Here is a 14300-nt window from a genome sequence, read left to right on the forward strand (position 1 = left end):
CATCATGGGAAGCCCGTTTTATTTCGGGATCGTGCCTTCAACCCCTTTGACAAACCAGTTCGTGCTTAAAATATCCGCATCCGCCAGCGTCTTGCCTTCTTCCACCTTCACACTGCCCGCCGCATCGTAGATCGGCCCTTTGAATACGTCAAGCTCGCCGCTCATCACCTTGGCCTTGGCATCCTCGACCAGCTTCTTCACGTCGTCCGGCACGTTCTTGCCGAGCGGCGCCAAATCGACGATGCCGTCCTTCATGCTGCCCCAATATTGGCCGGGCTTCCATTTGCCCTCCATGACTTCCTTGACCACTTGCGTGTAGTAAGGGCCCCACTTCCATACCGGGGACGTGATGTACGCTTCCGGTGCGAACCGCGACATATCGGAATCGTTGCCGATGCCGAACGCCCCGCGCTCTTGAGCCGCCTGCAGGCTGGCCGGAGAGTCCTGATAAGCGGCGATGACGTCGGCGCCTTTGTCCAGCAAGCTGACGGCGGCTTGCCGCTCCGTCGCCGGATCGTACCAGGTGTTGCTCCACACGACGTTGACTTTCGCGTCCGGATTGACGCTTTGCGCACCCAGCGTGAACGCGTTGATGTTATAAATGACTTCCGGAATCGGGAACGCGCCGACGTAACCGATCACGTTCTTTTTCGTCATTTTACCGGCGGAGATGCCTGCCAAATAGCTGGCCTGATAATTGCGTCCGAAATAGGTGCCCATATTGTCGGCCGTTTTGTAGCCGGATGCGTGCATGAAGACAACCTTCGGAAACTTCTTGGCGACATTCAGCGTGTATTCCATGTAACCGAAGCTTGTTGTAAAAATGAGGTCGTGGTTTTGCGCCAGCTCCGTGATCACCCGCTCGGCATCGGCGCTTTCCGGTACGTTCTCGACGAAATCAGCCTTGATGCCCAGCTCCTTCTCCATCTGCAAACGCCCTTGGTCGTGCTCGTACGTCCAACCGCCGTCACCTGGAGGTCCGATGTAGACGAATGCGACGCGCGGTGCCTTTGTCTCTGTCGGCTTCGCCGCCGTATCCGCAGGCTTCGGATCAGTCGTCCCTGTCGCAGCCGGTTTCGCACTTTCTTGCGAACAACCGGCCACCCCCACAATCATGGCCAAAATCAACATCAATGCCGCCGTCCATACCTGAGTCAGTCTCATTGCGCTCTCCTCCGCATACATGATTTAGATCATTTCGTTTACTTGGGCACCATCGTTGTCTTTGAAGTAATTTCACTATAAGTCAGCGGCATATATACGTCAATTAATATGACATTATTTTGTTTTTTGTGCTAAAAAGATGAGCTGTTTTTGTGAAATAATCACCTTTATCGGTATATACATAACATATAGTTAACACTACACGGAGCTTTCTCGTATATTCGCCGTCCTATGTAGTCCTCCCTGCGCCCAAACCCGCTCAGCCGGACCCGTCTCGCGCAAATAGCGGAGCTTTCATTCGAAAATAACGGAACCACGATGCGCGATTCGCCTAAACCTCGCAGCTCGGTCCCTCCAGCATAACGATGCCCCTTACAGTTCCGCTATTTACTTCCACCTCTCCTTCCAGCCCCTTCACCGACTTATCCGCCGAGCACGTAACGTTCAATGAAAAGCTCCACTTCAAGCGGCGTGTCCAAATCCGTGAACCACGCCGCTTCCCCCTCCAGCAGTTTCCCCCGCAGCCGCGAGCCCGTCAGCAGCTTGCGCGCCCCCTCGTCCCCTGCCAAACGGCGCAGCGTGTCAAATACGGACGCTGCGAACAGCACCGGCGGCCGCGCCTCTCCCCGATCCGCCCAGGCTGCGAATTCAAGCGACGGATCGGCCCTGTATGCCGCCAACAGCCGGTCGATCATGTCCGCGCGCAGCAGCGGCTGATCCGCCAGCAGGACAACAACCGCATCATACGGACCGTTGTCGGCCGCAGCCGACAAGCCCGCTCGAATCGAGAGCGCCATTCCGAGCTCCGCCTCGGGCGCGGGAATGAGGAAGCAGCGTTCACCCGCGGCCTCCCCCTCTGCAAAAGGATACCAGTCCGGCCGCTCCCCTGAACGCGTAACAACGAAGATATCATCCAACCCGGATTGAGCCGCCTCCCGCAGCGCCATACCGCCAAGCGGACCCTTATCCCCGAGCGGGATGGACAGCTTGGGGACTCCCATTCGCCGGCTTTGACCGGCTGCCAAATACAGCCCCGCCGCCTTCAAGCGCACTTCCCCTTTCCCCGCGTATATCTGCCCGCCTGCGCACGGCAATCAACTCCGCCACGACGCTGACGGCGATCTCCTGCGGCCCGACCGCCCCGATGGCCAGCCCGATAGGCCAGTGCAGCCATGGCGGCGAGTTCATTCCTTCCAGCAACCGCCGGGTCCGCGCCTTCGAGCCGAGCACTCCGACGTAACGGGCAGCCCGCGGCCACAACGCCTGCAAGCATTGACGGTCGCGGCCCGGATGATGGCTCATCACCACAACGTAATCCGATTCGCTTACGCCGAGCCGCTCGACCGCCTCCACCGGCGAGCCGACGAACGTCCCACAGCCGGGAAAATGCCCCGGGCAGCAAAGCGATTCCCGCCAATCGGCCACGACGACGCGAAACCCGGACGCAGCAGCCAGCGCAGCGAGCGGCTCGGCATCCGCACCCGCGCCGAATATAAGCAAACGCGGCTTCGGTTCGCACAGCAAGCGGAAGCCATCGTCTTCCCAGCCTGTCGCCGCCTCCCCGGAACTTACCGCTTCCACTTCGTACTCCAGGCTCGCATCCAGCACTCCCGGCATTCCCCACATTTCCGGCCCCCTCGACTCTCCCGGCAGCCCCGGCATTCCCGATTCCTCGTGCCTGCCAAGCCCTTCCGGCGCGCCCGCCGCACCAGTGCCGCTCATGAATGCAGACCGGGCGGCCTTCGATTGCCGCCGCCGCACCAAGCAGCACGCTTCGCCGAGCCGCAATCGCGACAGCAGCTCGGTCAGCGCGTCGGCGAGCCTTCCTTCCACCGATTCCAGCAGCACCGTGATTTTTCCGCCGCAGCCGACCGTTTCTCCCCATGCCCAATCGTCGGCATCCCTCATGTCGTACTCAACCGTTTGCGGGGGACCGCCGGCCGCAATGTCCGGCACCCGTTCCATGACGTCGGCCTCCAGGCAGCCCGGACTGATCGCCCCGACACGGCGACCGTCGGCATAAAGCAGCATCGAAGCGCCCTCCTTGCGGTAGGCATGACCCTCCACTCCGATGACTGTGGCCAGTACAGCATTCCCGCGCGTTTCGTCCCATGCGTCCAGCACCTCGTGGAACTCCATACCACCACCCCCTTTCAACTTATAAGACCGTTACTCCGAATCCCGCTCATCAAGCATGCGCCGGAACATAAACGCCAGCTTCAGCCTCAGCAAATCGTTCATTTTTTTGAAATCGGCCCCGAGGATTTCACCGATCTTCTCCAGCCGGTAGGCCACCGTGTTGCGATGCACGAACAAATGCTTCGCCGCCTCGTTCACCTGGCCGTCATGCTCCAGGAACGCTTCCAGCGTCCGCAGCATTTCGTGTGCGTAATCCGGGTCTTTGGCCAACAGCTCCGCCAGCACCTCTTGCCCGTACGTACGCATCTCGTTCGTCGGCACGTGGCGGAATACATAGGCCAGCTCCACCGATTCGAAGCGCACGACCTTGTCGGCGACGCCAAGCCGCTCCGCCAGCTCGAACGCCTCCGAGCACTCCATGTAAGCTTGCCGGAGAACAGCAGGCTTCGTTTTCTTATTGCTTACGGACATTCGAATTTGCGGCAAAATCCCTTTGTCCAACATACAGCCGAGCGCGCGGTTCATGATGTCCGGCAGCTTGCCGGAGCCTGCCCATTCGTCGCCCCGAAAAATCGAGAATACCCCGTTCCCCACCACGAAATGCACAACCTCCAGCTCGCGAAAAGCCGGGTTGTACTCCAGCTCCTCCCGAACGGCCTTGATGACCTCCCGGTGCGCCCCGTCCACCCCTGACATCACCTTCGTCAGCACACATTGATAGGAACCGCCCAGCACGCGAATACCCAGATCCTCCATCTGCGCCGTAAGCATCCCGACCGGCACGTCTTGACTCAAATAGCGGGCAAACATCCCGCCCAAATCGCGATTCAGCGAACGCTCCAGCTCATCGCGATAAATGCAGCTCAAGTGATGCGCGAGAATTTCCGCCGTTTGCACGAACAGCCCCTCTTCTTCCTTCATAAGCGCCACCTCATGCCGGCCGAAGACCGCGTACCCGATACATTCCCGTTTGTACTCGACGGGAACGCGGTACATTTCGCCTCCTCCCGCCCGCAAGCGCCTGACCCCTTCGCGCCAAGGCCAACCTTCCAGCAGCTGCTTATCCCCGTACGACGTCGCATTGTAAATCAAATGGCCGCGCGAGCTCACCACGGCGAACGGCGTCTCTACAATCGCCTGCACTTGTTCAAAAAACATCGAATCCGACTGCGCGCCCAGCGCAAATTGCATCAGCTTCTTTTGCTTCTCCAGCAATCTTTGAAGCGATCGCGTATTTCGCTCCAGCTCCGCATGAAACAACCCGTTCATCTGATCGGAAAAAGTAAACTGATACGGCAGCTCGATCAGCGGAAATCCGAGCCGGTCCGCCTCCTCCACAATCGACTGGGGCACATTCGTCCAAAAACGGCCGAGCTTGATGCCCAGCCCCGCAGAGCCTCTCGCATGGAGCTTGCGCAGCAAATCGATCGCTTCTTCAGGCCGGTCCTTCATCACGTAAGCCGTCGTGAACAGCATCTCTCCGTCTTTGATCCATTCCGTAATATCCGGCGCATCCATCACATTGACCGATTTCACGATGCGTGCGGCCCCATCCCTCCCGGCGATCAAACGCCCTTCCGACAGCGGGTATACCGATAACGCCTGTTCGACCGTCATATTCATAGAACCCACCCTCCGCGCCAAAAAAAACGCAAAATATAACATTATATGTTATATTAAAATTTGTTTATGTAATAATATATAACACTAAATACAATTTTATGTAAACCGTCAAATCGATAAATTTTCATAAATTGGGCTGCCGAAGTTGCCTCCTTTACACCCGCCCCTAATCTCTGACCCTCCAATAAATCCAGTAAAACCTAGTATTTCAGCATTTCGCAATCCAATGATCCGAACCGTCCCCTAACGAGAGAACGCTGGAAACACCCGAAATTGAACGGCTGCGTTCAACAATTTGCAATTAATTATGTTATGTTTGTGTAATATATTAATTGAAAAACCCTTATTTTATGTTTTTGTTGTTATTATTATTGACATAAATCATGACCGTACGTATAGTAATAAGAAAAGCTTCTGGTCGGAGCACTTTCGAGGAAGATGCGTTCGTGTTTTGGCGGCAGCTTTTCTTGCGAAACCGTTTCTTGCGATACGGATCATCTCCAGCTTCCGTCCGTTAACTGAAGATCGTCGTTCCTATGCCGATAGACATTCCCGTTGAATGTCTATTTCCTTCTATAAATCGAAAGGAGAACAAGCGTTATGGATACCGTCATCACCAAGGAATTGATACGAAAGCTGCCGAAGGTCGACCTTCATCTGCACTTGGACGGCTGCGTCAAACCGGAAACGGCGCTCGAGCTGGCCAGTACGCTGGGCATTCCGCTGCCTGCCTCCGAGAAGGAGCTGCTGCTGCCTTATATGCAGGTGACCGACGATTGCGGAAGCTTGAAGGAATATTTAAGCAAGTTCGACTTTACGACGCCGTTTCTGCAAACGGGAGACGCCTTAAAGCGCGTCGCCCGCGAGGCGGTCGAGCAAGCCGCCGAGCACAGCTGCGGTTATATCGAGGTTCGCTTCGCGCCGCAGCTTCACCGGAAGAAGGGCTTATCCGTCGACGAAACGATGTACTGGGTGACCGAAGGGCTCAAACAGGGAGAAGCGCGCTGCGGCGTCAAAGCGCGCGCCATCGCGATCTGCATGCGCAACCATTCGCAGCAGGCCAATCGCGAGGTCGTGGAAGCCGCGGCCCGCTTCCTCGGCCAAGGCGTCGTCGCCGTCGACCTTGCGGGCGATGAAGCTTCGTTCCCGGCGGAGTTATTCCGCGATACGTTCGCGTTAGCCCGCAAACACGGCATTCCGATTACGATCCATGCCGGCGAAGCGGCGGGACCGGCCAACATTTATGAGGCCGTTACCCGGCTTGGCGCCGTTCGGATCGGGCACGGCGTGCGTCTGCAGGAAAACCCGGAAGTATTGGAGATTGTCAGAGAGCGGAACGTCCCATTGGAGCTTTGTCCGGTCAGCAACATCCAGACGAAGGCCGTATCCGGTTGGGAGGCGTATCCGATCAAGCAGTACTTCGAGCAGGGGTTGACGCTGACCGTCAATACGGATAATCCGACCGTATCCGGCACGACGATTACGCAAGAGTACCAAACGATCGCAGAGAAGTTTCATTTTACGCTGCACGAGCTGGCCGCGATCGTTATGAACGGCGTGGATGCGGCCTTCCTGGAGCCTCGCGAGAAACGGATCTTGAAGGCCGATTTCAAGCGCAAGCTGGGCGAGCTGCAGATTAACGTCCTCTAGGAAGTGCGCAAAGAAGCGCCTGCCGGAACACAAACCCGTCCAAGACGGAGTCGTGCCCCGATAGGCGCTTTTTGCGGCGATCCTGAACAGGCGTCACGCCTCCGCGCAAAGTTTGCCATTTGAGTCTAATACGCTTGTCTCCTGCATAGTCATGAAGTATAAATCGAGGCAAAAGCGAGGTAATCCCCATGGACTTTAATAAACTGGCGCGTTATTGCGAACTGAAGGATCAGCACAAAAAAATAGAAGACGAGCTCGAATCGATTCGCAGAGACATCCTCTCGATGTACCCGGAAAGCGCGGAGCTGCACGTCAACGACTACACGGTAAAAGTCATTTATCAAGAGAAAAAGCAATTCGTCGACCACCTGTTATTCGACGCGCTGCCGGATCCGCAGCTATGGAAGAACGTATCAAAACCGGATCAAGCGAAAATTTCCGCCTTGCTTAAAGCGAACATTATTACCGAGGAAATGATTGAAGGAACCTACAGCGTGATCCGGACACCGTACCTCTACGTCAACAAGTAACTGTCCCCCCAGACAAACAGACGCTGCGCCTCGGGCGCAGCGTCTGTTTGTCTTCTTCTCGCTTGAGCTTCAGCCAGCCGCCCCATGTCGGCTTGCCGGCACTTAACCGCTATGCTTTTCCGCCTGCTTTAGACCGTCCACCGCCACGATTGATGCTCCATGAGTCCATCGAACCTGCAAGAGCAATCAGCTTCCGCATCCCTTCCCTCAGCTGCGGCTCGTTCGCATAGGAGTAGCTGACGCGCGCCCAGGAGGTCAGCTCCCGCTTCGGATCGCAGATGATACCGGGGACAAAGGAAATCGACTGCCGCATGCTTGCGGCCAGCAGCTTCTCGGCCGATAGGCCGCCAGACAGGCGCACCCACAAATTCAATCCGCCCTGCGGGCTGATCCATTGCCAATCGGTAGCCGCAAGCTCCTCCTCCACGATCTCTTTACGGATTTGGAGAGCGATACGAAGCTTCTTGAGATGCTGCTGCAGCCGGTCCGATGTAAAATAATGCAAAAACATCTTCTGGTTCAACAGCGGAGAGCCGTTGTCCGATAACGACTTGGCGGTCAGCAGCGGCTTCATGAGCGGCGGTCTGCTCATAACAGCGGCAACCCGAAGCCCGGGGGAGACATATTTGCTAAACCCGCGGATGTAGATCACGCAGCCTTCCGTGTCATAAGTGAACAACGGCGGCGGCGGCTCCCGGTCGAAATAAATGTCGTAGCACGTATCGTCATCCACCAGCAAGCACCGGTATCGTTCCGCCAGCTCCACCAGTTTTTTGCGCTGTTCGACCGGAACCGTATAACCCGTCGGATTGTGGAACGTCGGGTTCATATAGAACAGACGAGGCTTATACCGGCGCATGCACCCCTCCACCTGCTCGAGATTATAACCGTCCGGGTGAATGTCCACAGGAATGATCTGCGCCCCCTGCTGGCGGAAAATATCATAGGCCACGCTATACGTCGGCCGCTCCAGCAATATCGTATCCATCGGTTTCACCAGGATACGGGCAATCAGATTAATCGCCTGCTGCGCTCCAGATGTAATGAGGATCTCATCCGGTGTCAGATGAAACAGGTGTCGCTTCGTGAAATACCGGCACAACGCCTCCCGCAGCTCCTCATCCCCCTGTACCGGGGAGTAGGTGGCCAGCACCTTCGGATACAGATCGAACACCCTCTTTACATAATCCGTCAAATACATATTCGGAAGGAGGTTCGGATCAATGATCGCCTCGGACAATTGGTAAGCGACCGGGATGCGATGAATTTCAGACAAATGATTCACCGTCTCATAAGCGGGCACCAGCGCGTCCACGGCCTCCGGCATCTGAGAACCACTTGGCTGTAAGAAGTAACCCGACTTGTCCTTGACATATACTTTTCCCTGCTCCACCAACAGCCGGTAAGCGCGAAATACGGTCAGCCGGTGAACCTGAAGCTCTTGGGCAAGCTGCCGGATGGACGGCAGCTTCTCATGCTCCTTCCAGTCGCCGCGCCGGATCCGGTTCTCGATGTGATCGTACACCTGCTCGAATAACCGGTACGATTGACCGGTTGAATAAGATTGTCTCGGCATCCATGCCACATCCTTTGGTTCAACTTCTCCTATTGTACCTCATTCCTGGCCCATCTGTTCTATTCCATTTCATCTGTTCTACGCTTCCTCCTGTACGATGGATCAAAAGGAGGAACCGCGATGATCCTGTTCGGTTATTTGTTCATGTGCGCCATCTTCGGCACAACGTTTCTAGTTATTAAGGCGGGAATCGATGCGGGAGCCGCTCCCTTCTTCTCGGCCGGCATCCGCTTCTTGGCTGCGGGCCTGATTCTGTTTCTGTATATGCTGGGGAAGCGCCGAACCCGGCTGTCGCTGCTGTGGCGTAAAGAAACGCTGCTTACCGGCACGGGCCTTACATTCGGCACGTTCTCAACGCTGTACTGGGCCGAGCAATATGTCGCATCCGGTCTGGCCGCCGTGCTCTCGGCGACAGGACCGATCATGATGCTGCTGCTCCAAGCGCTCCTGCACCGCCAGAAGCCAACCGCCGCATCCGCTGCCGGCTGTGCGATCGGCTTTGCCGGCGTCGTCCTGCTGCTGCTGCCCGGCTTATCGCTGGGGATGAGCATGCTGTGGGTGCTGGGCTGTGTACTGATTTTACTGGGCGAGCTGAGCTATTCGTCGGGAGCCTTGTACACCAAACAAGTGATCACCCGATTTCCCGATACGTCGCCGATCGCGCTCAATGCTGCACAGATGATGCACGGCGGCGCGTTGCTCCTGATCTTGTCCCTGCTCACGGAGCGGATCGATCTCGCGCCCTACGCCACGCTTTCCGGCGCAGGCTCACTCGTGTACTTGACCGTCATCGGCTCCATGGTCGGGCACAGCTTGTTCTATTGGCTCGTCTCCAGGACGAACCCGGTGTTCCCGTCAACGTGGCTGTATGTTTCACCGTTGATTGCCATGACGCTTGGCAGCCTGTTGTATAACGAAGCCTTATCCTGGCTTACCGCGGCAGGGGGCATCCTCATCATATTCGGCATCGTTCTGGTGAACGCCGACGGGCTGCAGAAATTGCATGCTGCTATGACGCGTACATGATTTTTCGGAGGTTTGAACTCATAAAAAAATCACGGGTTACGACATCGTAACCCGTGATTTTTTTATTCCGCTTTTCGATAAAATCCTTCAAAACGCGTCCTACACCGTAACGGTGCTTTTCTCCATGGCATGCCCGCCAAATTCGTTCCGCAGAGCGGCCACGACTTTGCCTGTGAACGTATCGTGATCCAGGGAACGGTAGCGCATCAGCAGAGACATGGCAATGACCGGCGTCGCTGTCTGAAGATCCATAGCTTCCTCCACCGTCCATTTGCCTTCGCCGGAGGAATGCATCACACCTTTGATCTCATCCAGCTTGGCATCTTTGGAAAAAGCGCGTTCCGTCAAATCCATCAGCCAGGAACGGATGACGGAGCCGTGATTCCAGACCCGGGCCACCTGCTCATAGTCGAAATCAAACCCGCTTTTCTCCAACACCTCGAAGCCTTCACCGATAGCGGCCATCATGCCGTATTCGATTCCGTTATGAACCATCTTCAGGTAGTGGCCGCTCCCGGCTTTACCCGCATACAAATAGCCTTGGTCCACGGCGGTGTCGCGGAAGATGGGCTCCACTACACGCCATGCTTCCGGGTCCCCGCCAACCATGTAGCAGGCCCCGTGCCGGGCGCCCTCCATACCTCCGGAAGTTCCGGCATCCATAAAGTGAATCCCTTTTTCTTTCAACTGATTGTATCGGCGAATCGATTCCTTGTAGTGCGAATTCCCCGCTTCGATGACAATATCGCCTTGGGACAGGAGCGGCGTTATTTGACCGATGACGGTATCCACCGCCGAATGGGGCACCATAATCCATACAATCCGCGGAACCGGCAAAGCTTGAACAAGCTCTTGCAGCCCGGATGCGCCCTGTGCCCCGTAGCTTTTCATTTCGGCCACCGCGTCCGTATTTAAATCAAAAGCAACCACTTCGTGCTTGTGATCCATTAAATTTTTGCCTAAATTTAAACCCATCTTACCTAAACCGACTAATCCGATTTTCATATGACGCTATCCTCCTGATGTCAAGATTCGGGTCGTTCTCCTGTTATGGCGCTGAAGCTGTGACGTGCAGCGTCATTTCCCTGACATCCACCGCTTCTTCATCCGGCCACCAGCGAAACCCTTGCTCCTCCAATAAACGGTGGGCCGCCGCCGGACCGTACGAACCCGATGGATACAAGTGTAGAGGCAGCTGGTTTTCGGCAAAAGCCTCGAGAACGGGCTGCACCCACTCCCAGGCCAGCTCCACTTCCTCCCAATGGGCGAAGAACGTCGCATCGCCTCTCAGCGCGTCGAATATTAAAAGCTCGTAAGCTTCCGGCATCTGACTGGCATCCATCGAGAAGTCCATCATGACAGGTTCCATCTGTCCGTTGTGCAGCAGATTTTTACTATTCAACTGCAGCGTTATCTTTTCATCCGGATTGATATGAATCGTCAACAGGTTCGGAACGGCCTGGTTGGCATTCCCGTACGGTTCCTTGAACCGGTCTTTAAATTCAACGGTGATGCGTGTCGACTTTTCCTTCATTCTTTTGCCGGTCCGAATGTAAATCGGAACCTCATTCCAAAAAAAGTCGTCAATCCAAAGCCGCGCGGCAACAAACGTATCGGTCATCGAGAAAGCGTCAACCCCAGGCTCTTCACGATAGGCGGCGACGGCTTGGCCTTGAATGTCTCCAGCGCCATATTGACCCCGGACGACATGGTTTGCCGCATCCTTTTTGGATAGGCGGCGCAACGATTTCAATAAATGAATCTTTTGCTGGCGAACATTTTTCTCCGTGATTCGGGCAGGCAGATGCATAGCCGTCATCATCAGCAGCTGCAGCATATGGTTCTGAAACATATCCCGGATCGCCCCGGCAGTTTCGTAGTAGCCGGCTCTCTCTTCGACGCCGACCGTTTCGCTCGCTGTAATTTGGATATTGGCAATATATTGATTGCTCCATAACGCTTTAAGCAGCGGATTGGCAGCCACCAGCGTTTCGAGATTTTGCACCATAGGCTTTCCAAGATAGTGATCGATCCGGAAAATTTCATCTTCTTCAAAAGATTGGCTTAGTTTATGATTTAATTCGCGGGCCGATTGTAAGTCGTGCCCGAAAGGTTTTTCAATAATAAGACGCTTCCAGCCTTTGGTCTCGCCTAAACCGCTCTCCTTGATACGGGAAGCAATTACGTCAAAAAATTCGGGGGCGACAGACAAGTAAAACATCCGATTTTCAGGAATGTTTAACTGCTCTTCCCGCTCTTGAACGAGCTTGAGCAGCCCCACGTATCCTTCCTTGTTCGTAACATCCAAAGCATAATAACGGATGCAGTCCAGAAATTCCTCCAGCCGCTCCTGCGCTTCAGGCTTGCGTCTGGAAAAGGTGCGTAAAGATTGCTCGACATAATGTTGAAATTCGGCATCCGTAAACGTTTTTCGTCCCAAGCCGATAACCGAAAAAGATTGGGGTAATTTTTGCTCCAAAAATAAGTTGTACAGCGCCGGGAATATTTTTCTTTTCGCCAAGTCCCCGGTCGATCCAAACAAAACAAAAGTAATTGGATCCATGATTCTTTCCCCCCTTTAATTCCGATTCCTGACGGATCTATATTAAGAAAAGCTCCTGATCGGAGCCTTTCGAGGAAAATGCTGATGTCTGATAAATAGTCCTCACCGAACAGCGAGGACTATTTTCAGTTGTGTACGAGTTTTCAGCTACTCCAAATTGGCATGTCGGCCAAACATCGTCCGGGAATCAAGTCCTTGCTTTTCCATCATCTTCAATATGACGGCGTCGCAAACGAGTAAGAGGGATTGTTCAAATAATGCCCCCATCGGCTGTATGGTTTGATAGGCGCTGCCCTCCTGCTCTTTCGGCGAGCCGGGCATTTTCACCGTAATATCCGATAGCTTGCCAAGCGTGGATTCCGGGGAAATGGTAATCACGGCGACCGATCCCCCCAGACTTTTGGCTTTCTCGGCTACCGGTATTAAAGTTCGCGTCTCTCCTGAACCGGATCCGATGATTAAGGTGTCGCCCTTCTCCAAATTAGGGGTTACGGTTTCGCCGACTACATAAGCTTCAATGCCCATTTGCATCATGCGCATGGCGAAAGCCCGTACCATCAGCCCGGATCTGCCCGCGCCGGCCACAAACACCTTCTTGGATTGAAGGATACGATCGACCAAATCTTCAACTTCCCGATCAGCGACGAAGTCGGCCGTACGATTTAATTCTTTTATGATTTCAGCTAAATAAGAAGTACTCATAAATTAACCTTGTTTGATCAATTTTTGCATTTCGGCTGCGACAGCTTGTTTATCTTCCGCACCGGTAATACCGCCGCCGACGATAACAAGATCCGGTTTTGCTTTAATGACTTCCGGCAGCGTTTCTAATTTAATGCCGCCTGCAACTGCCACTTTTGCATTTTTCACGACGCTTTTGATCGTGTTCAGATCCTCAAAGGAGTTTTTGCCGACTGCCTGAAGATCGTAACCGGTGTGGACGCAAATGTAATCTACGCCAAAGGCATCGAGTTCTTTCGCGCGTCCAGCGATATCTTTAACGCCGATCATGTCGACCAGAATTTTTTTGTTTTGTTTTTTAGCCTCTTCCACGGCACCTTTGATCGTCATATCTTCGGCAACACCGAGAATGGTGACGATATCGGCGCCGGCTTCGGATGCTTTCATAACTTCGTATCCGGCCGCGTCCATGACTTTCAGGTCAGCCAATACTTTCAAATTAGGGAATGCCTCTTTAATTTCCTTTACGGCTCTAAGGCCTTCGTTAATGACGACCGGCGTACCGATTTCTACGATATCTACATACGCCTCAACTTCTTTCACCAGTTTCTTTGCTCCGGGGATGTCTACGAGATCCAACGCTAATTGCAATTCCATGTTTAATTCGCTCCTCTTCATGAATGGTTTTGGTGTTTGTTTTTAATAGTTTGTTTATTTGGTATAATAGTGTATCTACAGCTTAATTTACTGCATGGACTTGCTTAACAAATTCTTTCATGAGCTGTGGAAGGTCGTTCCAAGCATGCCCCGAGACCAGGTTACGGTCGACGTGGCAGCGAGTCTCAACATATTTGGCGCCCGCCGCTTCAACCTCCGGACGGCAAGCATAGTAAGCAGTCATTTCGCGGCCCTTAATATGGTCTGCAATTACCGTTAAAGCTACACTGGCATGGCATAGGATCATTATGGGTTTATTTTTTTCGAAGAAATGGCCGGCAAGTCTGGCAAAATCCGGATGAAGGCGAATATGCTCCGGCGCACGTCCCCCCGGAATGATTAACGCATCAAATTGCTCAGGGTTAATATTTTCGAAAGAAGCATGTGACTCGATGTTATAGCCTTGTTTTTCCGTGAAGGTTTGCCATCCTTCAAAATCATGGACGACGGTATGCAGCACCTTCTGTTCTGTAGGGGAAGCGATCACCGCTTCAAAGCCTTCTTCCAGACAGCGGTAATAGGGATAGTATACTTCTAACGCTTCGACAGCATCCCCTGTCAAAATCAATACCTTCTTAGACACTCGTATCACCTCTCCTTGCAACGTAGTTGTTTACAAGCTAGATTGTAT

At 54.1% G+C, this 14300-nt stretch carries 13 protein-coding genes; 3 read left to right on the top strand and 10 right to left on the bottom strand.

Annotation, left to right across the window (positions count from 1 at the left end):
• Nucleotides 1–18: 18 nt before the first annotated feature.
• From FKP33_RS12610 to FKP33_RS12625, 4 genes are all read right to left on the bottom strand, one after another.
• Entirely contained in the window at nucleotides 19–1164 is a 1146-nt protein-coding gene (locus FKP33_RS12610) for a BMP family ABC transporter substrate-binding protein (protein ID WP_141335299.1), read from the bottom strand.
• Nucleotides 1165–1586: 422 nt separating this feature from the next.
• A complete protein-coding gene (locus FKP33_RS12615; RefSeq protein ID WP_141335300.1) occupies nucleotides 1587–2189 on the bottom strand; it encodes a nucleotidyltransferase family protein in 603 nt (200 codons plus the stop codon).
• On the bottom strand, nucleotides 2128–3303 hold the full coding sequence (locus FKP33_RS12620) for an XdhC family protein (RefSeq protein ID WP_141335302.1): 1176 nt from the start codon (nucleotides 3301–3303) through the stop codon (nucleotides 2128–2130). Before FKP33_RS12620 ends, FKP33_RS12615 begins: the two co-directional genes overlap by 62 nt.
• A 30-nt stretch (nucleotides 3304–3333) precedes the next feature.
• Nucleotides 3334–4926, bottom strand: a complete 1593-nt coding sequence (locus FKP33_RS12625) for a PucR family transcriptional regulator (RefSeq protein ID WP_141335304.1) — start codon at nucleotides 4924–4926, stop codon at nucleotides 3334–3336.
• 600 nt (nucleotides 4927–5526) lie between these two features.
• On the opposite strand from FKP33_RS12625, the gene add reads away from it, so the two are divergent.
• Entirely contained in the window at nucleotides 5527–6576 is a 1050-nt protein-coding gene (gene add, locus FKP33_RS12630) for an adenosine deaminase (RefSeq protein ID WP_141335306.1), read from the top strand.
• Nucleotides 6577–6764: 188 nt separating this feature from the next.
• Entirely contained in the window at nucleotides 6765–7106 is a 342-nt protein-coding gene (locus FKP33_RS12635) for a hypothetical protein (protein ID WP_127607889.1), read from the top strand.
• A gap of 109 nt (nucleotides 7107–7215) precedes the next feature.
• Here FKP33_RS12635 and FKP33_RS12640 read toward each other — a convergent pair whose 3' ends face one another.
• Nucleotides 7216–8682, bottom strand: a complete 1467-nt coding sequence (locus FKP33_RS12640; protein WP_141335308.1) for an aminotransferase-like domain-containing protein — start codon at nucleotides 8680–8682, stop codon at nucleotides 7216–7218.
• Nucleotides 8683–8802: 120 nt separating this feature from the next.
• Between FKP33_RS12640 and FKP33_RS12645 the strand changes: the two genes are divergently transcribed.
• The gene (locus FKP33_RS12645) at nucleotides 8803–9708 is read left to right on the top strand and encodes a DMT family transporter (protein ID WP_141335310.1); all 906 of its coding nucleotides are present in this window, start codon (nucleotides 8803–8805) and stop codon (nucleotides 9706–9708) included.
• Nucleotides 9709–9807: 99 nt separating this feature from the next.
• On the opposite strand, the gene gnd is transcribed toward FKP33_RS12645, so the two are convergent.
• From gnd to FKP33_RS12670, 5 genes are all read right to left on the bottom strand, one after another.
• Complete coding sequence (gene gnd, locus FKP33_RS12650) at nucleotides 9808–10713, bottom strand: phosphogluconate dehydrogenase (NAD(+)-dependent, decarboxylating) (RefSeq protein WP_141335312.1); 906 nt, start codon at nucleotides 10711–10713, stop codon at nucleotides 9808–9810.
• 43 nt (nucleotides 10714–10756) lie between these two features.
• A complete protein-coding gene (gene zwf / locus FKP33_RS12655) occupies nucleotides 10757–12271 on the bottom strand; it encodes a glucose-6-phosphate dehydrogenase (protein WP_141335314.1) in 1515 nt (504 codons plus the stop codon).
• A gap of 147 nt (nucleotides 12272–12418) precedes the next feature.
• On the bottom strand, nucleotides 12419–12973 hold the full coding sequence (gene hxlB, locus FKP33_RS12660) for a 6-phospho-3-hexuloisomerase (RefSeq protein WP_127607885.1): 555 nt from the start codon (nucleotides 12971–12973) through the stop codon (nucleotides 12419–12421).
• 3 nt (nucleotides 12974–12976) lie between these two features.
• A complete protein-coding gene (hxlA, locus tag FKP33_RS12665) occupies nucleotides 12977–13609 on the bottom strand; it encodes a 3-hexulose-6-phosphate synthase (protein WP_127607884.1) in 633 nt (210 codons plus the stop codon).
• 82 nt (nucleotides 13610–13691) lie between these two features.
• Nucleotides 13692–14252: a DJ-1/PfpI family protein gene (locus FKP33_RS12670; protein WP_141335316.1), complete on the bottom strand. Its 561-nt coding sequence runs from the start codon at nucleotides 14250–14252 to the stop codon at nucleotides 13692–13694.
• Between the last annotated feature and the right edge of the window lie 48 nt (nucleotides 14253–14300).

This window comes from Paenibacillus sp. tmac-D7 (assembly GCF_006519665.1).
In the GTDB taxonomy this organism is placed as follows: domain Bacteria; phylum Bacillota; class Bacilli; order Paenibacillales; family NBRC-103111; genus Paenibacillus_G; species Paenibacillus_G validus.

Bases quoted from the DNA above. Each gene is read 5' to 3' on its own strand.
- FKP33_RS12610 (WP_141335299.1), bottom strand. From the start codon at position 1,164: ATGAGACTGACTCAGGTATGGACGGCGGCATTGATGTTGATTTTGGCC.
- FKP33_RS12620 (WP_141335302.1), bottom strand. From the start codon at position 3,303: ATGGAGTTCCACGAGGTGCTGGACGCATGGGACGAAACGCGCGGGAAT.
- FKP33_RS12625 (WP_141335304.1), bottom strand. From the start codon at position 4,926: ATGAATATGACGGTCGAACAGGCGTTATCGGTATACCCGCTGTCGGAA.
- add (WP_141335306.1), top strand. From the start codon at position 5,527: ATGGATACCGTCATCACCAAGGAATTGATACGAAAGCTGCCGAAGGTC.
- FKP33_RS12635 (WP_127607889.1), top strand. From the start codon at position 6,765: ATGGACTTTAATAAACTGGCGCGTTATTGCGAACTGAAGGATCAGCAC.
- FKP33_RS12640 (WP_141335308.1), bottom strand. From the start codon at position 8,682: ATGCCGAGACAATCTTATTCAACCGGTCAATCGTACCGGTTATTCGAG.
- FKP33_RS12645 (WP_141335310.1), top strand. From the start codon at position 8,803: ATGATCCTGTTCGGTTATTTGTTCATGTGCGCCATCTTCGGCACAACG.
- gnd (WP_141335312.1), bottom strand. From the start codon at position 10,713: ATGAAAATCGGATTAGTCGGTTTAGGTAAGATGGGTTTAAATTTAGGC.
- zwf (WP_141335314.1), bottom strand. From the start codon at position 12,271: ATGGATCCAATTACTTTTGTTTTGTTTGGATCGACCGGGGACTTGGCG.
- hxlB (WP_127607885.1), bottom strand. From the start codon at position 12,973: ATGAGTACTTCTTATTTAGCTGAAATCATAAAAGAATTAAATCGTACG.
- hxlA (WP_127607884.1), bottom strand. From the start codon at position 13,609: ATGGAATTGCAATTAGCGTTGGATCTCGTAGACATCCCCGGAGCAAAG.